The organism is Acinetobacter sp. AOR34_HL, assembly GCF_027854795.1.
Lineage (GTDB): Bacteria > Pseudomonadota > Gammaproteobacteria > Pseudomonadales > Moraxellaceae > Acinetobacter > Acinetobacter junii.
The window spans coordinates 33857-54053 of record NZ_JAKTID010000011.1 but is presented as its reverse complement, the minus strand read 5'-3'; the positions used below and the strand labels follow the sequence as shown (position 1 = coordinate 54053).

Annotated in this window: 15 protein-coding genes and 1 tRNA gene; 12 read left to right on the top strand and 4 right to left on the bottom strand. The window is 40.3% G+C overall.

What is annotated here, in order from left to right; all coding sequences use genetic code 11:
* The first annotated feature begins 190 nt into the window (after positions 1 to 190).
* From MKL32_RS01730 to MKL32_RS01720, 3 genes are all read left to right on the top strand, one after another.
* Positions 191 to 1555: an MFS transporter gene (locus tag MKL32_RS01730; protein ID WP_005403380.1), complete on the top strand. Its 1365-nt coding sequence runs from the start codon at positions 191 to 193 to the stop codon at positions 1553 to 1555.
* 52 nt (positions 1556 to 1607) lie between these two features.
* Positions 1608 to 2192, top strand: a complete 585-nt coding sequence (gene ssb, locus MKL32_RS01725; RefSeq protein ID WP_151790466.1) for a single-stranded DNA-binding protein — start codon at positions 1608 to 1610, stop codon at positions 2190 to 2192.
* A 506-nt stretch (positions 2193 to 2698) separates the two neighbouring features.
* The gene (locus MKL32_RS01720) at positions 2699 to 4141 is read left to right on the top strand and encodes an amino acid permease (RefSeq protein WP_151834297.1); all 1443 of its coding nucleotides are present in this window, start codon (positions 2699 to 2701) and stop codon (positions 4139 to 4141) included.
* Positions 4142 to 4213: 72 nt separating this feature from the next.
* Here the strand turns inward: MKL32_RS01720 and pdxR are convergent, their stop codons facing one another.
* Complete coding sequence (gene pdxR / locus MKL32_RS01715; protein ID WP_125299672.1) at positions 4214 to 5713, bottom strand: MocR-like pyridoxine biosynthesis transcription factor PdxR; 1500 nt, start codon at positions 5711 to 5713, stop codon at positions 4214 to 4216.
* A gap of 154 nt (positions 5714 to 5867) precedes the next feature.
* On the opposite strand from pdxR, the gene gabT reads away from it, so the two are divergent.
* Both gabT and MKL32_RS01705 read left to right on the top strand, forming a co-directional pair.
* The gene (gene gabT, locus MKL32_RS01710; protein ID WP_004964859.1) at positions 5868 to 7160 is read left to right on the top strand and encodes a 4-aminobutyrate--2-oxoglutarate transaminase; all 1293 of its coding nucleotides are present in this window, start codon (positions 5868 to 5870) and stop codon (positions 7158 to 7160) included.
* Positions 7157 to 8605 (top strand): NAD-dependent succinate-semialdehyde dehydrogenase, encoded by a 1449-nt coding sequence (locus MKL32_RS01705; protein ID WP_270900108.1) that lies wholly within the window; start codon positions 7157 to 7159, stop codon positions 8603 to 8605. The genes gabT and MKL32_RS01705 overlap by 4 nt, the downstream gene beginning before the upstream one ends.
* A gap of 70 nt (positions 8606 to 8675) precedes the next feature.
* Here the strand turns inward: MKL32_RS01705 and MKL32_RS01700 are convergent, their stop codons facing one another.
* Complete coding sequence (locus MKL32_RS01700) at positions 8676 to 9602, bottom strand: LysR substrate-binding domain-containing protein (RefSeq protein ID WP_151723370.1); 927 nt, start codon at positions 9600 to 9602, stop codon at positions 8676 to 8678.
* Between the two features lie 73 nt (positions 9603 to 9675).
* Positions 9676 to 10302 (bottom strand): isochorismate family cysteine hydrolase YcaC, encoded by a 627-nt coding sequence (gene ycaC, locus MKL32_RS01695; protein WP_125318771.1) that lies wholly within the window; start codon positions 10300 to 10302, stop codon positions 9676 to 9678.
* A gap of 287 nt (positions 10303 to 10589) precedes the next feature.
* Between ycaC and MKL32_RS01690 the strand changes: the two genes are divergently transcribed.
* The 4 genes from MKL32_RS01690 to MKL32_RS01675 all read left to right on the top strand — a co-directional run bounded on the left by MKL32_RS01690 (position 10590) and on the right by MKL32_RS01675 (position 14433).
* Positions 10590 to 11450, top strand: a complete 861-nt coding sequence (locus MKL32_RS01690) for a pirin family protein (RefSeq protein ID WP_039047996.1) — start codon at positions 10590 to 10592, stop codon at positions 11448 to 11450.
* Between the two features lie 430 nt (positions 11451 to 11880).
* A complete protein-coding gene (locus MKL32_RS01685; RefSeq protein ID WP_151974461.1) occupies positions 11881 to 13179 on the top strand; it encodes an FAD-dependent oxidoreductase in 1299 nt (432 codons plus the stop codon).
* 2 nt (positions 13180 to 13181) lie between these two features.
* Positions 13182 to 14006, top strand: a complete 825-nt coding sequence (locus tag MKL32_RS01680; RefSeq protein ID WP_125318772.1) for an SAM-dependent methyltransferase — start codon at positions 13182 to 13184, stop codon at positions 14004 to 14006.
* A 7-nt stretch (positions 14007 to 14013) separates the two neighbouring features.
* Positions 14014 to 14433, top strand: a complete 420-nt coding sequence (locus MKL32_RS01675; protein ID WP_004909804.1) for a GFA family protein — start codon at positions 14014 to 14016, stop codon at positions 14431 to 14433.
* Between the two features lie 4 nt (positions 14434 to 14437).
* Here the strand turns inward: MKL32_RS01675 and MKL32_RS01670 are convergent.
* A tRNA-Thr gene (locus tag MKL32_RS01670) sits at positions 14438 to 14513 on the bottom strand.
* A gap of 386 nt (positions 14514 to 14899) precedes the next feature.
* Between MKL32_RS01670 and MKL32_RS01665 the strand changes: the two genes are divergently transcribed.
* From MKL32_RS01665 to MKL32_RS01655, 3 genes are all read left to right on the top strand, one after another.
* Positions 14900 to 15172, top strand: coding sequence for a hypothetical protein (locus MKL32_RS01665; RefSeq protein ID WP_004951410.1), 273 nt, complete (start codon positions 14900 to 14902; stop codon positions 15170 to 15172).
* Positions 15173 to 15763: 591 nt separating this feature from the next.
* Positions 15764 to 18601, top strand: a complete 2838-nt coding sequence (locus MKL32_RS01660; protein ID WP_270900107.1) for a type VI secretion system Vgr family protein — start codon at positions 15764 to 15766, stop codon at positions 18599 to 18601.
* Positions 18598 to 20196, top strand: coding sequence for a hypothetical protein (locus tag MKL32_RS01655; RefSeq protein ID WP_262578893.1), 1599 nt, complete (start codon positions 18598 to 18600; stop codon positions 20194 to 20196). Before MKL32_RS01660 ends, MKL32_RS01655 begins: the two co-directional genes overlap by 4 nt.
* The last annotated feature ends 1 nt before the right edge of the window (position 20197 follow it).

Genomic DNA, 20197 nt, shown 5'->3' with positions numbered 1-20197 from the left:
CTTTTAAGGTCACTCTTTGTGCCTGATAAAAAATGGCGAAAACAAGAAGAACCTCAATTGAGGTTCTTCTTGTGATATTTGTGGGACAGCAGTGCGGTAACGTCTCTTTTTTATTTATTCGATTGTTATTTTTTCAACGCTTTAAAAGGAATAGCTTATAATCCTTTGAGCCAGTTTTAGTGTCTAGTCAATGATGAATGCTTTAGAACGTCGTTCAACCTTTGCCTTAAGTAGCATTTTTGCCTTACGCATGTTGGGCTTGTTCATGATTATTCCTGTTTTTTCAGTTGCAGGGCAATCATATCAATACGCAACACCTGCTTTGATCGGTTTAGCTGTCGGGGTGTATGGCTTAACGCAGGCGATCTTACAGATTCCTTTTAGCTTGTTGGCAGATCGTTTTAGTCGTAAGCCACTGGTTGTTCTGGGACTGCTGTTGTTTGCGATTGGCGGTGCGATAGCAGGGTTTTCCGAGACGATATATGGTGTAATCATCGGTCGTGCGATTGCGGGTGCTGGTGCTGTTTCGGCAGTTGTGATGGCCTTGTTGGCAGATGTAACCCGTGAAGAGCAACGAACGAAAGCAATGGCAGCCATGGGTATGAGTATTGGCTTGTCTTTTGTGGTGGCATTTAGTTTAGGGCCGTGGCTGACGAGTTTAGTCGGAATCTCAGGTTTATTTTTTGTCACGACCATCATGGGATTAGCCGCGATCTTAATGTTGTTATTGGTGCCGAAAGTCACTCGCCATCATCGAAATTTTCAACAAGGTTATTGGGCACAACTAAAACAAGTGATTCAAATGGGCGATCTAAATCGCTTGCATGTGTCAGTGTTCTCATTGCATTTATTGCTCACTGCAATGTTTATTTACATCCCTTCGCAATTAATCGACTACGCACAAATTCCTTTAGCAAAACATGGTTTGATTTACTTGCCGTTGTTATTGGTAAGTTTGTTTTTTGCATTTCCGAGCATCATCATTGCGGAAAAGTACCGTAAGATGCGTGGGATTTTTCTATCTGCAATCGCAGGCATTATTGGGGGCTTGTTAATTCTCATTTTTGGTTATGAATCGAAATATGTGTTGCTAACAGGCTTAGGAATTTTCTTTATTGCCTTCAATGTCATGGAAGCTTTATTGCCTTCTTGGTTATCGAAGGTCGCTCCGATTCAGTCCAAAGCCACTGCGATGGGTGTCAATGCAAGTAGTCAGTTTTTAGGTGCTTTTTTTGGTGGAACATTGGGCGGTCAGCTTTTGATGTTACAGAATACGGCGCTTGGCTGGAGTGTGTTAACGGGGATTGCTATACTATGGCTGCTGGTTAGTTTTGGGTTGTCTCAACCAAGATATTTGTCTTCAATCGTGCTTCGACTACCTGAAGCGCAACAAACAGATGAATGGTCTTCAAAATTACTGGCAATTCGTGGTATTGAAGAAGTCGTGGTGATGTCTGAGCAACAAGTTGCTTATATTAAGGTCGATAAACAACATCTAGATGATGCTGCGCGACAAGATTTAACGCACTTGTTGGGTAAAGAGGTAGCCATTTAAGCATAACTTTTATAAAGTAAAACATAGAAATAGATAGGACGTAGACAAGCTAATGCGTGGTGTGAATAAAGTTATTTTAGTCGGTACTTTGGGTAAAGATCCTGAGACAAAAACCTTTCCAAATGGTGGATCACTGACCCAATTTTCGATTGCAACAAGTGAATCGTGGACAGATAAAAATACAGGCGAACGAAAAGAACAAACAGAATGGCATCGTATCGTATTGCATAACCGTCTAGGTGAAATTGCACAGCAATACTTACGTAAAGGTTCGAAAGTTTATATCGAAGGTTCATTGCGTACGCGCCAATGGACAGACCAAAATGGTCAAGAGCGTTACAGCACCGAAATTCGTGGTGACCAAATGCAAATGCTCGATTCTCGCCAGCAAGGTGGTGAGCATCAAGCGGGTAATGATTTTAACCAACCGCGTTTTAACAACAATCAAAGCGGTGGCTACCAAAATACAGGCTATAACAACAACCAAAATGGTTATGGTCAAGGTGGCGGTTTTGGTGGTGGAAATCAGGGCAATTATGCAGGCAGTCCGCAAGCAGGTAATGGTTTTAATACACCAAAAGCCGCACCTCAACCTGCTGCTGCTCCAGCTGACTTAGATGATGATTTACCGTTCTAATCAGTTAAAAGACATGAAAAACCTCTTTTCCTGATCCGAAAAGAGGTTTTTTTATGGAGATTTATTGAAACTAGAAGCCAAGTTTAAATGGAGCTGAATCGAAGTTTAGGGTCTAGACAAATTTCTATTTCGATTCAGATTTTATTTTTAGAAAGGATTTTAAAGAAGGGGTTGATATATTAAATCACTGATTTATTTTAATTAATTTGATGTTGTATTTTTTAATTTGATGATGTTTCCTTTCAATATTGTTTAAAAAACTCGCCGAGATTGAGCATTATTTTTACAATTGGCTCTCTCTGTTATTCTAAAAATGGCTCTCGTTTCTTCAGAGCCGAAACGACAAATTAAAGCCATAGAAAGTATGCATGCGGAAGCGTCGTTTTTAATCCTTATTCCATTCTGGACGGAATAGGTTGAACGACACAGTTTTTAGGAGGTATTTGCGGCATGGTGTATGTGACGCCAAAAGCTACTAATACCTTCAATATATTAAGGAAAATGATATGGCAGCACATCAAAATGGTTCTGAAGCCAATCTCTCCCAAGGTCTAAAACACGGGCTACAGTCACGCCACCTCACGATGATTTCAATTGCAGGTGTGATCGGTGGTTCTTTATTTGTCGGTTCAGGCAGTATTATTTACAACACAGGACCAGTGGTCTTTCTAACCTATGCCTTAGGTGGTTTACTGGTTTGGTTCATCATGCGTATGCTGGGTGAAATGGCGGTGTTAAACCCAGACAGCGGTTCATTTTCAACTTATGCTGACCGTGCAATTGGTCGATGGGCAGGCTTTTCAATCGGATGGTTGTATTGGTGTACCTTGGCGATGTTGATGGGATGGGAAGCCTATGTCGCAGGTAAAATTCTGAATAGTTGGTTCCCCTTTATCCCGATTTGGGCTTATATGGTCTTGGTCATCGGCGGATTAGTTGCAGTCAACTTACAAAACGTCAAAAACTATGGTGAGTTTGAGTTTTGGTTTGCTTTGATCAAAGTCATTGCGATCGTGGTGTTTTTGGTGATCGGTAGCTTAGCGATCATGCATTTATGGCCGTGGGGTGATGCGTCTGCTTCTGGGGTCAGTAATCTAACCGCTCAAGGTTTTATGCCAAATGGCGCATCGTCAGTGATTACGGCATTACTTGGAGTTATGTTTGCCTATATTGGAGCTGAAATTGTCACGGTTGCAGCCGCTGAATCAGAAAATCCATCGAAAGAAATTCGTAAAGCCTCAAATTCAGTGGTTTGGCGAATTGTATTATTTTACGTCGGTTCAATGTTTGTCGCGGTTTGTTTGATTCCACATAATAACGAGTTATTAAAAGACTCAACTTGGGGAACTTATAGTGTGACTTTAACGGCACTCGGTATTCCAGAAGCACGTCATATCGTGAATTTCGTGGTGCTAACTTCAGTATGTAGTTGTTTTAACTCAGCATTGTATACCTGTTCACGTATGCTATTTTCATTATCAAAACGTGGTGATGCACCGAAAAGTTTTGGTTCTGTAAATAGCAAGAGCAGCCCTTGGGTTGGGGTGATTGTGTCATGCTTTTTCTCGGTAATTGCTGTAATTTTAACGGCCACCGAAAGTATGAATGTATATGACTTTTTCATGTTAACTACAGGTGCAGCAACACTGTATGTGTATTTAACCATTGCCTATTCTCAGCTTCGTATGCGTAAAAAACTTGAAGCAGAGGGCGCAAAAATTGAATTTAAAATGTGGTTATTCCCTTATATCACTTATCTCGTGATATTTGCGATTATCGGTGCAATTCTCACGATGTTGATAGAGGGAACTTATTTTAAAGAAGTCATTTACACCACAGCGCTCTTTGGCATTATCGTGTTCTTTGGTTTTGTCTCGCAAAAATTGCGTTGGGGAGAAGAGCGTCGAGCATCTCACCTGAGCCAAGTGCATGAAGAAAAATTTGTCTAAGTTCATTTAAAAGTCAAAAAGAGCCTCAAATCATGAGGCTCTTTTTTTAGATGCGACAATCGTAAAACAGCATCAATTGAGCGTGGGTACACCTGCTTCTCGTAAGCATTGCAATAACACACCAAAAGCCATCACCATGTCTTTTTCATTAACACAGGCGAAGCCCATCAACAGTCCACGTTCAGCGAGAGCATGTGATTGCATGTAATATTGCGACAATGGGCGAACTTTCACGCCTCGTTCTAAGGCTTTACTGGTAATCGCGACATCATCACAATCATTTGGTAATTTGAGAACCAAATGTAAGCCTGCGGCTTCATCATATTCATGTAGAAATTCAGTACCTAGATAGCGTTTGATCAAACTGACCAGATAATCCCGGCGTTTGCCATACAGTAGGCGCATACGTCGAATGTGCGCTTCATAATGACCTTCACGAATAAATTCAGCGAGTGCTTTTTGTTCAAGCAAATGCCCACCACGATATAGTTCTGCTGCCACGATTCTTAAAGATGAGAACAAGGGTTTAGGCACAACGAGATATCCAATTCTGAGTGATGGATAAATGGTTTTACTGAAGGTACCCATGTAGAGCACAGGGGCATTATTTTCTAAACCCTGCAAAGAGGGATAAGGTTGTCCTGAGAATCTAAACTCACTGTCATAATCATCTTCTACGATCCAACTGTTGTGTTGACGAGCAATTTGAATCAATTCTTTACGTCGATTTACACTGAGATGAGAGCCTAAAGGATATTGATGAGAAGGGGTAACAAAGATCAGTTTAGGCGGTTGAGTAGGATTATTTTCAGGAATAATACCTTCTGCATCAACGGGCATAGGTTGAATATCCAAGCCATTGATCCTGAGGGTGTTACGCATTCCCCAATATGCAGGATCTTCAATCCAAACACGATCACCAATGTCACTCAGCGCACGAGAAACTAAGTCAATCGCTTGATGAATGCCTTCGGTGATAATGATTTGATCTGCATCACATTGCACAGAGCGGGCGACTTTTAAGTAATCTGCCAAAGCACTCCGAAGTTCAATACATCCCCCAGCATTGCTATAAATCAGTCGATTCACATCAGGTTCACGACTTAAACGTGCTTGAATCCGACTAAAAATATGATGTGGAAACTCAGTGACATCAGGTGCCCCAGGTACAAAAGCTCCCCATTGATGCGGTGATGCAGCAGCATAGCCCAATAAGTTTGAGCCACGTTGTGATAGTACATATGAACTTTGGATATTAGGGAGTTCAGGTTTTTTCTTTTTATTTTTGGTGTTTAAGAAACTTTCAGGGAGTTTTTCTGCGACCCAAGTTCCATGTCCTGTACGTGCTTCTAAATATCCTTCTGCTTGTAACTGCTCATAAGCACTCAGCACAGTGTTTCGAGAGACATGAATTTCACTGGCTAAATCACGTGACGCAGGTAAGCGCGTCATCGGTTGAATGACGCCTTCTATGATTGCACCACGTAGACATCGAAAAAGGCGTTGATGTAGTTTTCCCTCCGTGTCTTGTTGGAGCCTTTGCAGCAAATGATCTCCAAGTAAACTACGCAATTGGCTCTCTCCTACAGTTTAAAAATGGCTCTCGTCTCTTGCCTTGAGACGAGCGAAATTACAGCTATAGGCAGTCATTGTATCGCATCCTAAAAATCGACCCCTAGGATGTACGACCAAAGCTGTAACTGATGATGAGATATGAGGGAATAAAATGGATACTCAACATTCTGCACTGAATACACGCAAACAGCAAGCAACGCCACGTGGCGTCGGTGTGATGTGTCAGTGGTATGCAGAAAAAGCTGAAAATGCAACCATTTGGGACAAGGAAGGCAAGCAATATATCGATTTTGCAGGTGGCATTGCAGTACTCAATACAGGCCATCGTCATCCGAAAGTGATCGCGGCTGTCACAGAGCAATTGACTAAATTTACCCATACGGCTTATCAAGTGACACCTTATGAAAGTTATGTTGCTTTGGCTGAACGAATTAATCAGCGCGCGCCGATCGCAGGTGCAGCGAAAACAGCATTTTTCACTACAGGTGCAGAAGCAGTTGAAAATGCAGTGAAGATTGCACGTTCATATACAGGTCGTCACGGCATCATTACTTTTGGTAATGGTTTCCATGGTCGCTCATTTATGACTATGGCAATGACAGGTAAAACAGCACCTTATAAACGTGACTTTGGTGTGATGCCAGCAGGTGTATTCCATGCGCGTTATCCTGTGCCAGAAAAAGGTATTTCAGTTGCAGCAGCGATTGAAAGTGTTGAAGATATTTTTAGCGAAGATATTGCCCCGCATGACGTCGCGGCAATTGTGCTTGAACCTGTACAAGGTGAAGGCGGTTTCAACGTTGTACCTGCCGAATTCTTAAAACGCTTACGTGCTTTGTGTGATAAGCACGGTATTTTATTGGTCGCTGATGAAGTGCAATCTGGTTTTGCGCGCACAGGCAAATTATTTGCCATGAATCATTATGAAACCAAAGCAGATTTGATCACGATGGCGAAAAGCTTGGGTGGTGGTTTCCCAATCTCAGGTGTAGTGGGACGTGCCGAAGTGATGGATGCACCAAACCCAGGCGGTTTGGGTGGCACCTATGCGGGTAGCCCAATTGCAGTTGCTGCTGCTCATGCGGTGATTGATGCAATCGAAGAAGAAAACTTATGTGATCGTGCCAATGAGCTAGGTACAGAGTTGGTTACTGTTTTAAAAGAAATTCAAGAAACTTCAGGCGATGTTGTTACACAAATTCGTGCTTTGGGTTCAATGGTCGCTGCCGAGCTAGAAACAGCTGAACAAGCAAAAGCAGTACAAAGTTATGCAATGGAACATGGTTTATTGATTCTCACTTGTGGTAAATACGGTAATGTTATTCGTTTCCTATATCCGTTAACCATTCCTGCTGAGCAATTCCGTCAAGGTCTCGATATTTTAAAACAAGGTTTTGCAGCATTAACAGCAGACAGTGCACAAGCAGTGGAGCAATCTGCATGATTCAAAACAATTTGCAGTATTTATTACAGCACCCCGATATTTCATTAGCTGCACCTGCGGCTCATAACGATATCGACGTGAAAGATGCTGCGACAGGTGAAACACTGGCATGGGTGAAAAGTTATGACCGTGCTGGTGTTGAAGCTGCGATTCAGCGTTCAGCCCAAGCTCAAGCTGCATGGAAAAAGCAAACTGCTTTAGTTCGTGCCGATGTGCTTTTGGCATGGTATCAGTTGATGCTTGAGCATAAAGAAAATCTTGCACAGATTTTAACTGCCGAACAGGGTAAACCGTTGGCTGAAGCTCGTGGTGAAATTGGTTATGCCGCTTCATTCATCCGTTGGTTTGCTGAGCAAGCTCGTCGTATTGATGGTGAAGTGTTAACGCCAACATTGCCAAATCAACGTTTACTTGTGATTAAACAAGCAATCGGGGTGACTGCTGCGATTACGCCGTGGAATTTCCCTGCGGCGATGATCACACGTAAAGCTGCACCAGCAATTGCGGCGGGTTGTTCGATGTTGGTCAAACCGGCTGAACAAACACCTTTGACTGCATATGCACTGGAAGTGTTGGCTCTCAAAGCAGGTTTGCCTGCCGATATCTTGTTAAATATCAGCGGTGATGCGATTGAAGTTGGCAAAACACTGTGCGAGAGCGATATTGTACGTAAGTTAAGCTTTACAGGTTCAACCCAAGTGGGGCGCATTTTAATGCAGCAATGTGCGCCGACCATTAAGAAGTTATCGCTCGAATTGGGTGGTAATGCGCCTGTGTTGGTGTTTGATGATGCCAATCTCGATCAAGCCGTTCAGGGCATTATGGCGAGCAAATATCGCAATAGTGGTCAGACTTGCGTATGTGCGAATCGAATTTATGTTCAAGATGGTATCTACGATGCTTTGGCAGATCGGTTAGTTGAAGCTGTGGCTAAGCTACAAGTCGGTGATGGTCGTCAGGAAACATCAACGCAAGGTCCTTTGATTGATGAAGATGCGATTGCCAAAGTTCAGGCACATATTGCTGATGCGACTGCAAAAGGCGCGACAATACGTATTGGTGGTCAGCGTTCAGCACTTGGTGGCACTTTCTTTGAACCAACGGTACTGACCAACGTCACTCAAGATATGAAAGTATCTAAAGAAGAGACCTTTGGTCCACTGGCGCCGTTATTCCGTTTCAAAACTGAAGACGAAGCCGTAGCCATGGCAAATGATACGGAATTTGGTTTGGCCGCATATGTGTTTACTCAAAGCGCAGCTCGTCAATGGCGTGTTGGTGAGGCACTTGAATATGGCATGGTTGGAATTAACACCGGAGCAATTTCAAATGAAGTTGCGCCATTTGGTGGAGTTAAACAATCAGGCTTAGGTCGTGAAGGTTCAAAATTCGGCATTGAGGAATATCTCGAAATGAAATACCTCTGTGTGGATTTATCTGAGTAAATCTTGGATAACTGAACACTCAAATGTGTTCGATAAAAACGGTCATGCCCATTCATGACCGTTTTTTTTATTAAGCCGAAAGATAACCTTTGTGGCTCTCAGACAAACGTCTTAAATGTTCAATCAACGTTTCGATCAGGCGTTCGACGACAAGGCGTTGTCCTTTTCGAGATACGTAGACCAATTGTAAGGTCCCAATATTAGATTTCCATTCAGGCATCAAATGAATCAGTTTACCTTTGCGAATGTCGGATTCCACAGTTAAGAATGGTAGGTCAGCGATACCTAAACCATCTGCTACTGCATAATACACACCGGCCAAATCATTACTTTTGATACGCGGTTGATAGGGAACATCCATCGTTTCCCCTGTGCGAGTATTGCAAAAATGCCAAATATAATTTGCTTTTTGGGTGCCTAAGCTAATGCTTGGATAATCTTTAAGATCAGAAAAATGCTTGATGCTGCGACCTTGGAGTAATTCTGGGGAGGCAACTAGACAATGATCTGTTTTAATGACATCTCGAACAATTAAATTAGAATCTTCATTTGGTTCAAAATTGGTTCGAATCGCTAGATCAATATCATCATGTAAAATATCCACTCGTCGACTGGTGAGCTCAAGTGATATTTCTACTTTAGGATAGGTTTTTAAAAATTGATTGAGGATTTTGCGAATTTGAAAATGCATCATTAACGGTGGACAGCTAATTTTAACTAAGCCTTGTGGTTCGCTTTTTTGTTTGAGTAAGACATTTTCCGCACACTCAACTTGAGTGATGACTTTACAGCACTCTTCATAAAATTCTTGACCTAATTCGGTCACTTTAAAATGTCGAGTTGTACGCTGAATGAGGCTGACATTAAATTTATTTTCTAGGTCAATAATACGACGGCTGAGCTTTGATTTACTGATATTTTCTGCTTCACTTGCAGCACTAAACCCACCATGTTTTACCACTAGATAGAAATAATAATAATCATCAAATGAGTTCATCAAGGCAGATCAAATCCTATAACTATTCAGTTGAGAATAGCATGAACTATTCTCAACTGATGGAGTAGGTCAATTATTTTTGATTAGTGTTTTGATTATAGCTGTTGATCAAATTACGATAATCTGGAATGTGGTTTGAGAATAATGTTCCCAATCCTTCAATATCATTACGCCAGTCACGATGTAACTCACACGCCATACCAAACCATGTCATTAATTGAGCACCCGCTTTAGACATACGATCCCATGCTGCATCACGAGTCAACTCATTAAACGCACCTGAAGCATCGGTAATTACAAAAACTTCAAATTCTTCAGCAAGTGCTGATAGTGTTGGGAAAGCCACACAAACTTCAGTCACAACACCTGCAATAATCAATTGTTTTTTGCCAGTTGCTTTAACCGCTTTAACGAAATCTTCATTGTCCCATGCATTAATCTGACCTGGACGCGCAATATAAGGCGCATCGGGGAACATTTCTTTAAGTTCAGGAACGAGGGGACCATTTGGACCATTTTCAAAACTTGTTGTTAGGATTGTCGGTAAATTAAAATATTTCGCAGCATCTGCAAGTGCCAACACATTATTTTTAAATTTGTCAGGATCGATATCGCGGACTAATGACAATAAGCCTGTTTGATGATCGACCAATAACACAGCCGCATTATTCTTATCTAAACGAATATAGTCTTGGCTCATGATTTTATTCTCAAGTTGTTTTAGGTTGATTTTGAAAGAAAGGCTTCGATTGAAGCTTGAAATTAAAATTATGCTATTGGAAATTTTCTAGGTTCAGAAGTCTGAAAAATGAGACAAACAATACTATAAATAGGATTATTTAAGTCTCATCCTGATTTATACCCTGTGACCAAGTTATTTGTCCTATTTATGAAATAATGTGTTGCTGTCCTGTGCCTATAAGTCTGTCTCCGTGAGGCGTAGAATAATCATCAAGATCGCAACTTCTACACTTTAGGAGTAAAAAGATGAAAACGATTACAGGTATTTATCAAAATAAACATATGCATTGGGTGGGTGATGGTTTCCCAGTGTACAACTTATTTTCTTATGATCGCTTAGGGCAAACAATCAGTCCTTTTTTACTGTTGGACTACGCAGCACCTTATCGCTTTGAACCAACTACAGTTCAGCATGGCGTGGGTACACATCCACACCGTGGATTCGAAACTGTAACAATAGCTTATCAGGGTGAAGTGACACACAAAGACTCAGCAGGTGGCGGCGGTACGATCAAAACTGGTGATGTACAGTGGATGACTGCTGGCGGTGGAATTCTGCATCAAGAGTTTCATTCTCCTGAGTTTGCTCAGCAAGGTGGTTTGTTTGAAATGGTGCAACTATGGGTCAATTTACCTGCACACTCAAAAATGACACCTGCAAAGTATCAAGCGATTGAATCTAGCAAGATTCAGAAAATCGCATTAGATGATGTGGGCAGCGAGTTACGTGTGATTGCGGGCGAATACCAAGACCTTGCAGGTGCAGCAACAACATTTAGTCCAGTCAATGTTTGGGATGGTCAATTGATCGAAGGTCAAAGCCATACGTTCTATGTGCCTGAAGGACACACCACATTGTTTGTGCTGTTGTCAGGTCAGGTTGTATTGAGTAATCAAACCATTGATTCTCCAAGTTTAGTCGTGTTAAGCCGTGAAGAGATTGATTTTGCTGTTCAAGCAACTCAGAACAGTAAATTCTTGATCTTAACTGGCCAACCATTGAATGAACCAATCGAAGGTTATGGTCCATTTGTAATGAACAATAAAGCGGAAATCGTTGATGCAATTAATGATTTTAATCGTGGTAAGTTTGGAATAATGAATTAAGTTTAACCAAACATTGATTCATATAAGAAAGCCCATAACTCCTTTGACGTTATGGGCTTTCGGCTATAAGGTTCCTCTATTGATTATTTTAATGTTATGTCACTTATAATTATGCAGTTTATTATGTGACTCAGTTTTCATTGTTGTGTAATCAGAATAGCCCCATTTTTGTGACTTGCAAAGGGGGATCAGCGTGAAAAATGGAAAAATAAAGAACGATCTGTATATTTTTATTATTCATTTAATAATAAAATTAATTTATTCATAAGCTTACGATTAAAAAATCAGCTGTGCTAAATGTAACAATACATGAAGACATTATTACTACAAAAGTATGGCTTAAATGCTGAATCTGGTATTTTTTAATACGGCATTTGGGTTAACTATCAGTCATAATCAAGAAAAATCATCAACTGATGGGACAAAAATTTTGGATATTGCAATTATTGGCAGTGGAATGGCAGGACTCGCTGCCGCCAGAATCCTACATGATGCAGGGCACAAAGTAACCATATTCGAAGCACTCGCTGGACGAGGTATGGATAGCCACAGTATCGAATTCGATGGTGGTATTATTGATGCACCCTTACGTGTGATGAATCCTAAACTTTGGAAGAATACCTTAAGTTTAGCCAGTCACTTAGGAATAGAAACGTTTCCAGTGCGCACGTTTATGGCGTGTAGTTGGTTGTTTGAAGACAAAACAGACACATGGTTGACCACTTCGCGCAGTCGAATTGGTAACTTTCCGATTATTAATAACCGCAAAGGCATTCAGCAATATGGCTGGCGTCTCGTAAAAGGGATGTTGCAACTCAAAACTGCTGTTAATCAATTTTTCAAATCAGATAATCAAGACATCACCTTAGCTGAATTCATGAATCAATATCATATTGAAGAAGTATTTTGGCATGGTACGGTGATGCCAGTGCTGTACACCATTTGTACATGCCATCCTAAAACCATTGGTGAATGGCCAGCTAAACCATTACTTGAATTTGTACGTCAATTGACGGAAGGCGAAGCACTACTACGAATGAAAGGTGGAACACCTGCTTTGGTGAATCGTTTAATCGAAGGGATTGAAATTCATAGTGGTGCGCCCGTTCAGAAGGTTGAAGAGCACGGCGATAAAGTATTGGTCGACAATGGACAAGGTGAAAGCAAAGCTTTTGACCGTGTTGTGATTGCAACGCCGACACCTGTGATTGAGAATTTCTTAAAGCAGCCTCAATTTGCTGATGACATCGACATATTGAAAAAGTTCAGATTTGAAGATGGTGATTTGGTGATTCATACCGATCCTGTCGTCATGCCAGCACGTCGTAAAGATTGGGCTGTATTGAGCTATATGATGGATCGTAAATTTACCCGCCAACAATTTACAGTTTGGATTAATGCAGTTGAACCATCTTTGGTTGGAAAAAATGCAGTGTTCCAAACTTGGTGTCCAGTCATTGACATCGATCCAAAGAAAATTATTTCTAAGGTTAAATTGACACGAGCAGTGGTTGATTTAGAAACTGTTGCTTTGAATAAAAAGATTCAACAACGTCATCTACAACAGAATCGTAAGGTCTTTTATTGTGGTTCTTGGTCATGTGATGGCTTGCCAATTTTAGAATCAGCAGTGACTTCTGCGATGCATATTGCAGAAATTTTAGGTGCCCCAGTTCCATTTGTTGGACTTAAACCACAAGTTAAAGTTGCACCTGAACTCGGTTACTAAATATGAAGCGCTTCAAGCAAGCATGGATTGAAAGCCTGATCGGGCATAAATATGCCATAGATGCAAAACGACTTGGTGATGAATCTAGGCTTGCTTGGAGTAATTTAGGATATTGGCAACAGCTACAGGATTATCCCTTAGCATGTCAAACGTTAGCAGATCAAATCGCTGAGGCAGTTCAGCTTAAAGGTTCCGATCGTGTTTTAGATCTCGGATGTGGGCAAGGTGCAAGTTTATTGCATTGGATTGAGCAGTATCATGTTCGTCAACTCAGTGCAGTGGAGCTGCAAGCTGAATGTGTCAAACGAATTCAACATGAGTTACCGCAGGTTGAAATTTATTGCCAATCCTTTTTAGATTTACAGCAACCCGTTACTTTGAATTTATTTGATGTGGTGCTGTGTTTGGATGCAGCTTATCACAGTGATTTGAATTCATTTCTTCTCTCAGCATCATCAGTTTTAAATTCAAAAGGACGAATTGCTTTTCATTATTTAATGTGGTCTGACCGTTGGCAAAACTGTTCTCAACTCCAAAAGCAACAATACCGTTATTTATTAAAGGCTGCGGATGTTAATGATTTAAACCTTCAAACAGAGTCACAATTGCTTCTAAACTTGCTAGAAAATGGTCTAGATGACATCATTATTCAAGATTTTTCAGAACCCGTTTTAAACGGTTTTTCAAATTTTATAAAAAATAAAACCAGCATAAAAAAACCGTTTGATTTTGCTCAACTTAAGATTGAGATGACTGCCAAGTTGTGTGCAAAGCTCTACCATGATGGATTGGTGCGGTATATTCAGGTGAGTGCAGTCAAAAAGTGAAAATAATATGCCAGTCTTATATTCAGGATCATGCTTATGTGGTGCGGTCAGTTATCAAGCTAGTGTAGAGCCACATTATCAATTTAATTGTCATTGTCGAGATTGTCAGAAAGCAACAGGTGCTGCATATGCGCCGATTGCATTTTTTCATCAATCAGAACTCAATATTCAGGGTGAACTTCATTATTTTGAATCATTTGGTGCATCTGGGAAGCCAATTCGACGTGCATTTTGCCCGACATGTGGCTCGCAAATGTTTGGGTTACCAGAAATAGTACCAGATATGATTTCGATTCGTGCAGGAACTTTGGATGATCCAAATTTGTATCAACCGCAAGCAGAAATTTTTGTGAGTCATGCAAATCAGTGGGATATGTTAAATCCAGAGCTTTTGCATTTTGAGAAAATGATGAGGAAGAAAAAGTAGAAAATGGTGCCGGCACACGGATTCGAACTGTGGACCTACTGATTACAAGTCAGTTGCTCTACCAACTGAGCTATGCCGGCAACGTGGCGAGAATTATAGATAATCCGTAGAAAAAAACAAGCGAAAAAATGAGCAAATAATTCGATTTATCCCCACTAAAAATTTTTATATCAAATTTTGATCAATTTTTGCTTGTTTGAAAGTGAGATGTATGGGAAGAGCTGCTAAAACTGCAAAAGTACTTGCCCCGATTCAGAACTATATGAGTGGGATGCCCTAGAAAATATTTATAAATATTAGGAGTGACACTTTATGCCATAACACGAGAAATGTGGTTTTTTTGTGTCAAAAATTAAAACTAAATATATAACAAATATATAAAAAAATAATTTTTTCATTGAATTTTTTTTGCTTTCTATGTATTGATATGAATTAAGCATTTCTGCATTTAAATTAGGGATAGTTCATGATTGATGTGCAATATTCCGAAAATGTCTCAATTCTTCAATTATCTGATACTGCTTTTGTATTGAAGATCAATGATGCGAAGGTATATCACTTTTTATTGACACACTGTGAGCGAGAATTGGGCTGGGGAAAAATGATTCAAACTTCTCAATCATTTTTAAATGGTGAGATTGAATATCAAATTAATCTTGCGGAAATGGATGTTGAACACTTTGGGCGAGAGTTTTTTATGTTAGAGCCTGAGTTATTGGACAACATTTCGAAAAATTAAAGCTACAGATATGACTGATTTGTTGAAGTATCAATATTTATCCTGAATAAAAATACATACTTTTTGGTTTTGCCATCTCATCCCCAAGAGGTGGCTTTTTTTATGTTTGTTTTGTGACTTGATTTAATCTGAATCGTCTAGGGATTTGTATAAAAAATTAAGGAATAAAATTTATATGAATTACTCTATCTCAATTCGTATCGCAACTAACTCAGGATTCAATAGGATATATTGGAAAACATAAGGCAATAAAAAAGCTTAAACCCTTTAGATTTAAGCTTTTAGGACTCTATTAGACATCATAGAAACTAAATTTGGCGGGAGAGAGGGATTCATATTTTTCGATCAAACTGTTGATATTTAATTTTTTTGTTTTAGGTTTGTTGAAAAAATCCCCCAATCGTCCCCCGCAAAATGTTTGTTAGTTTTCATCATTGGTTATGAGAAGTAAGAATTTAAAATGTGGAATGCACTTGAGGCAAGCATAAAAAAATAGGTGACGTAAATTGTCACAAATAGACAGAACTGTATGGACAGAGTGGCTTTATACTTTGTAGAATGCACTAAATTTAAGCGTAAGCCTATAACAAGATGTTGAACAATATATTTCAAGCCTTAGACAGTTTTGGGCTTACAGCACAGAAACGTGCTTTGCATATTTTATTTTCAAATCCAGATTTAAACACACAAGTGTTTTTGCAACGTATCGATGGTCTACACCAAATCAACCAAGGTGTAAGAGCTGAATTAATTTGCCTATCGACCCATGCAGCGATTCCATTGAAACAATTTATAGGCTGTCAGGTTGCCGTAGATCAGGTGACAGATACGGGAGCGCTTTTTAGAACAACAGGTATTATTACCGAAGCCCAACAAGGGCAATCTGATGGCAGTTTGACCTTATACAAACTGGTCTTACAAGACCCTACAGCACTCTGGCATAAAAGAAGAAATAGCCGTGTGTTTATGAATAAAACTGTAATAGAGGTGTTTGAAGTCATTTTCAAAGAGTGGCAACAACGCAGTCCATTATTTGCGTCTAGTCTTACACTTGATTTAAGTGGTTTAACCCAAGACTATGATGTCCGACCATTTATCATGAGTCAAAATGAAACGGACTATGACTTTATTACACGCTTACTCAGAAGCGAAGGCATTAACTGGTTGATTGATGAAGACCAACTGATTGTGCCAAATAATCAGACTCCAATCCAAGCACAAAAGCTCCGTTTGATTGATGATAACAGCCAATATCAAGCTTTAGCTCGAAGAAGTATTCGTTACCACCGTAGCAGTGCCACTGAACAATACGACAGTATGACCAGTCTGATTGGACAGAGAAGCCTACAGCCCACCGCGGTACACATCCAACGTTGGCAAGCCGATGCTTTAGAGCAAGTGGATGGAGCGGGCAGCGTCCAAAGTACGCACCAACACAGTGAAAGTTATGATAACAATAGCCTTAGCCTAGAAGACGCATGGCACTTTACCCCTGCATGGATGCAAGACCTCACTGGAGCAGATGGAGCCACTGCATCAGGTAATCCACAAATAGAAAAACTCAATCAAAACTTAAGTCATTACCATGACAGCCAAGCCAAACAGTTTATTGCCAACACCACTGTAAGAGATAGCCAAGTCGGTTATTGGTTTAAATTGATTGAACATCCAGAAATAGATCAACATACGGGCGCAGACCAAGAGTTTCTGATTACGGCTAAAAGCTATTACAACCAGAACAACTTACCTAAAGATTTACAACAACAAGTACATACGCTGATCAGCCAGAGTCAATGGAAGCAGCCGAATCTTCAAACTGAAGAACGCCAAGCCAATCAACTGATTTTACAACGCCGCAATATCCCGATTGTTTCTGAATATAACCCTCAGCAACATCGCCCAATAACCTCACCACAACGAGCAAAAGTCGTTGGGCCAAGTGATGAGGAAATTCATGTCGATGAATGGGGCAGGATAAAAGTTAGATTCCTATTCACAAGAAAGGAAGACCATGAGCATGATGGTGGTGCGGGTAGCAATGACAACGATACCGATTCAGCATGGATTGATGTGCTCACTCCATGGGCGGGCGAAGGCTATGGCGCACGCTTCTTACCAAGAATTGGTGAAATCGTGGTCATTAACTTCTTTGATGGCAACATAGACCGTCCATTTGTCACAGGGCGAATTCATGAGGCGCATCGTAGTCCAACCAAATTTGATAATGCGGGCAAATTACCTGATACCAAAAAGTTGGCAGGGATTAAATCCAAAGAAGTTCAAGGGGAAGGTTTTAACCAGCTGCGCTTTGATGACACCACTGGACAGATCAGCGCACAATTGCAAAGTAGCCATGCTGCAAGTCAACTCAATCTCGGCAAACTCAGCCATCCCAAAGACCAAGCTGAAAGTAAAGATCGAGGCGAAGGTTTTGAACTGCGAACAGATCAATGGGGCGCTGTACGTGCTGGGCAAGGTCTATTGCTCAGCACTCATTCCCAAGAACAAGCACAGTGTGATCACCTTGATGCCCAACCTGCCAAGCAACAGCTTGAAAGCAATCAAGCTAATGCTAAAGCTTTAAGTGAAGTTGCCAAGAATCAGCAAACTGATGAAATTGAATCTTTAGATCAATTGAAAGAATTTGCAGATCAGATACAAGAGAAGATCGCAAAATTTGAAAAAGCCTTATTGCTATTGAATTCACCTGCGGGGATTGGTCTAAGCACCAGCGAAGATATTCATCTTTCTGCGGATGGGCAGATCGATCAAATTGCTGGGGATAGCATTAACCTGAGTACACAAAAGAATCTGGTTGCCCATGTCCAGAATAGAATCAGCTTTTTTGCCGCACAAAGTGGCATCAAACAGGTGGCTGCTAAAGGTAGATTTGAAGTGCATGCCCAGTCTGATGGAATGGACTTACTTGCTAAACAAGGAGTTCAAATCATTTCGACAGAAGATCGGATAGAGATTAGTAGTCCTAAAGAAATTGTGATTACTGCAGGCGGTTCACAAATCAAGCTGAATGGTTCAGGTATTTTCCCGACCACGGGTGGTAAGTTTGAGGTGAAGGCGGGGCAGCATTTGTTTATGGGCGGAGCGAAAGTTCCTATGGATATCCCTCTAATGCCAAATGAAATCAGAAAACAACTATTACTACAATATCATGATCAAGAGCCTGTCCAAGGTGCTAACTTCACCATAAGGTATAACAATGGACAGCAATATTCTGGGATTGTGAACAATAAAGGAATCGCAGATATTACAGATGCTCCCGAAGGTGAAGGAAGAATTATTTTTGGTGAAGATCAAAGACCATATCAAGTTGTTGCAACTGCAGATGAAAACCCAGAATATAAATCGGCCTGGGTAATTGATGATTTTGAAGCATCATATCAGCAAGCACTACAGGAAAAGAATAAATGAATAGTGCAGAAAAAAAAATTGCCGTTATTGAAATTGGTAATGATATCTGGAATAGAGCGAAAAAAGCGGGAAATCAAATAGCCGATGGTGCTAAACAAGTTAAAGATGGTGTGGTTAGTGGTGGAAAATGGATTGGTGGAGCTTTACAAGGTGAGTTTAACGATAAAGCAACGGTAGGTCAGATTTTTACTGACGCTGCAATAAGTATGTTTCCAGTTGCTGGTGAGGTAACCGCGGCACGAGATTTAGTTGCAGTCTTATTGAAGATGGCTGATGACAAGAAACAAGCTTCGGAAGTTATTAATTGGGTCAAAATCATCTTATGTTTATTACCTATTATTCCGATTTTTGGCGGTATTTTAAAAGGCGTTGGTCGTCTCTTAATTACCGTGATGAAAGATGCAACTAAAGTTGCTGAGGTTGCTGCTGCGATACTCGCTTTTTTAAGAAAAATGGGCTATGGAAACTCAGTTGCGTTTATTCAAAAACTTAATTTTGCACAGTATCAAGCTAAAATTTTAGCTGAATTTAAGAATGGCCTCTCACGTATGAAGGGTGGCTTTACTTTCATTAATCAAAAAATGGGTAAGGCATTACCTGAAAGTGTCAGAATTTATGTAAATTCAATGGGACCAAAATTGGATGAGCTAGGACGTCTTGCGGACAAGATGATTCCTTCTGCTGTCAAAGAGTTAGATCAAGCCTTAAATAAAGTTCGTTCTGAAGTGATCCGTCAAATGAATGAAGCGGGGGCAAAGATTGGTGGTACTCAAACTAAAGTTATGACAACTGAAGCTCGTTTAAGTTCAACTGCTTCTAAAGTGATTGCAAGTAAGGGACATACACCTGCACCTTTGAGTCATTATGATCATAAAGAAGGTTGGCCTGATTTAAAAAGTTATAAAAAACAAGTTATTATTAATGATGAGAAAGTTACTATTTATCCTGATATTCACTCTTTTAGTAGTAAAGCTCCGATTCAACCCAAATTATTGAAAGCAGGATCAAAAGTTCCTTTATTTCGTGTAGTGGAGCAAGTAAATCCTGGGAAAACTGGGGGGTATTGGGCAGAAAAAATGTCTGAAAATGGTAAGGCATGGCGGTTGGATTGTGCTGTAAAAGGTGCATGGAGTACTAATGGTGCATATGTGGTATTAGACCATGTGCCTACTGTTGCTGAAATGAGAAAGCTAGGCATAACTGTACCTGATAATTGGGATGGTTTACGTGTCTGGCGTGGAAAGATTGCAGAACAACTTGATAATGAGAATAGTTTAGAAAGAGGACATCAGGCCACTAATTTATTACTGCCAGGTGGTGATATTCAAATTTTTATTAATTTTAGAGATCCTCATCATGCACCTGTAAAAGAATATATTGATAAAATGATTAAAGAAAAAGCGACAGGTTGGACAGATGCTAAAATTACTGATGATGTGGAAACAATGGTTGAATATTTAGAAAAGCGTGAACGATCTGCAAAAATTGTACAGCAAAGTGAAAAACTGGGACAGGTGTTACGCTCAACTACTTCAACAGCACGTTCGGGTATTGAATATCAACAGCAGAAACAATCACAAACTGAGAAACATTAGT

Coding starts and splice junctions, on each gene's coding strand:
- ssb (WP_151790466.1), top strand. CDS start 1,608: ATGCGTGGTGTGAATAAAGTTATTTTAGTCGGTACTTTGGGTAAAGAT.
- ycaC (WP_125318771.1), bottom strand. CDS start 10,302: ATGAGCCAAGACTATATTCGTTTAGATAAGAATAATGCGGCTGTGTTA.
- MKL32_RS01720 (WP_151834297.1), top strand. CDS start 2,699: ATGGCAGCACATCAAAATGGTTCTGAAGCCAATCTCTCCCAAGGTCTA.
- MKL32_RS01655 (WP_262578893.1), top strand. CDS start 18,598: ATGAATAGTGCAGAAAAAAAAATTGCCGTTATTGAAATTGGTAATGAT.
- MKL32_RS01675 (WP_004909804.1), top strand. CDS start 14,014: ATGCCAGTCTTATATTCAGGATCATGCTTATGTGGTGCGGTCAGTTAT.
- MKL32_RS01690 (WP_039047996.1), top strand. CDS start 10,590: ATGAAAACGATTACAGGTATTTATCAAAATAAACATATGCATTGGGTG.
- MKL32_RS01660 (WP_270900107.1), top strand. CDS start 15,764: ATGTTGAACAATATATTTCAAGCCTTAGACAGTTTTGGGCTTACAGCA.
- MKL32_RS01700 (WP_151723370.1), bottom strand. CDS start 9,602: ATGAACTCATTTGATGATTATTATTATTTCTATCTAGTGGTAAAACAT.
- MKL32_RS01665 (WP_004951410.1), top strand. CDS start 14,900: ATGATTGATGTGCAATATTCCGAAAATGTCTCAATTCTTCAATTATCT.
- MKL32_RS01705 (WP_270900108.1), top strand. CDS start 7,157: ATGATTCAAAACAATTTGCAGTATTTATTACAGCACCCCGATATTTCA.
- MKL32_RS01680 (WP_125318772.1), top strand. CDS start 13,182: ATGAAGCGCTTCAAGCAAGCATGGATTGAAAGCCTGATCGGGCATAAA.
- gabT (WP_004964859.1), top strand. CDS start 5,868: ATGGATACTCAACATTCTGCACTGAATACACGCAAACAGCAAGCAACG.
- MKL32_RS01730 (WP_005403380.1), top strand. CDS start 191: ATGATGAATGCTTTAGAACGTCGTTCAACCTTTGCCTTAAGTAGCATT.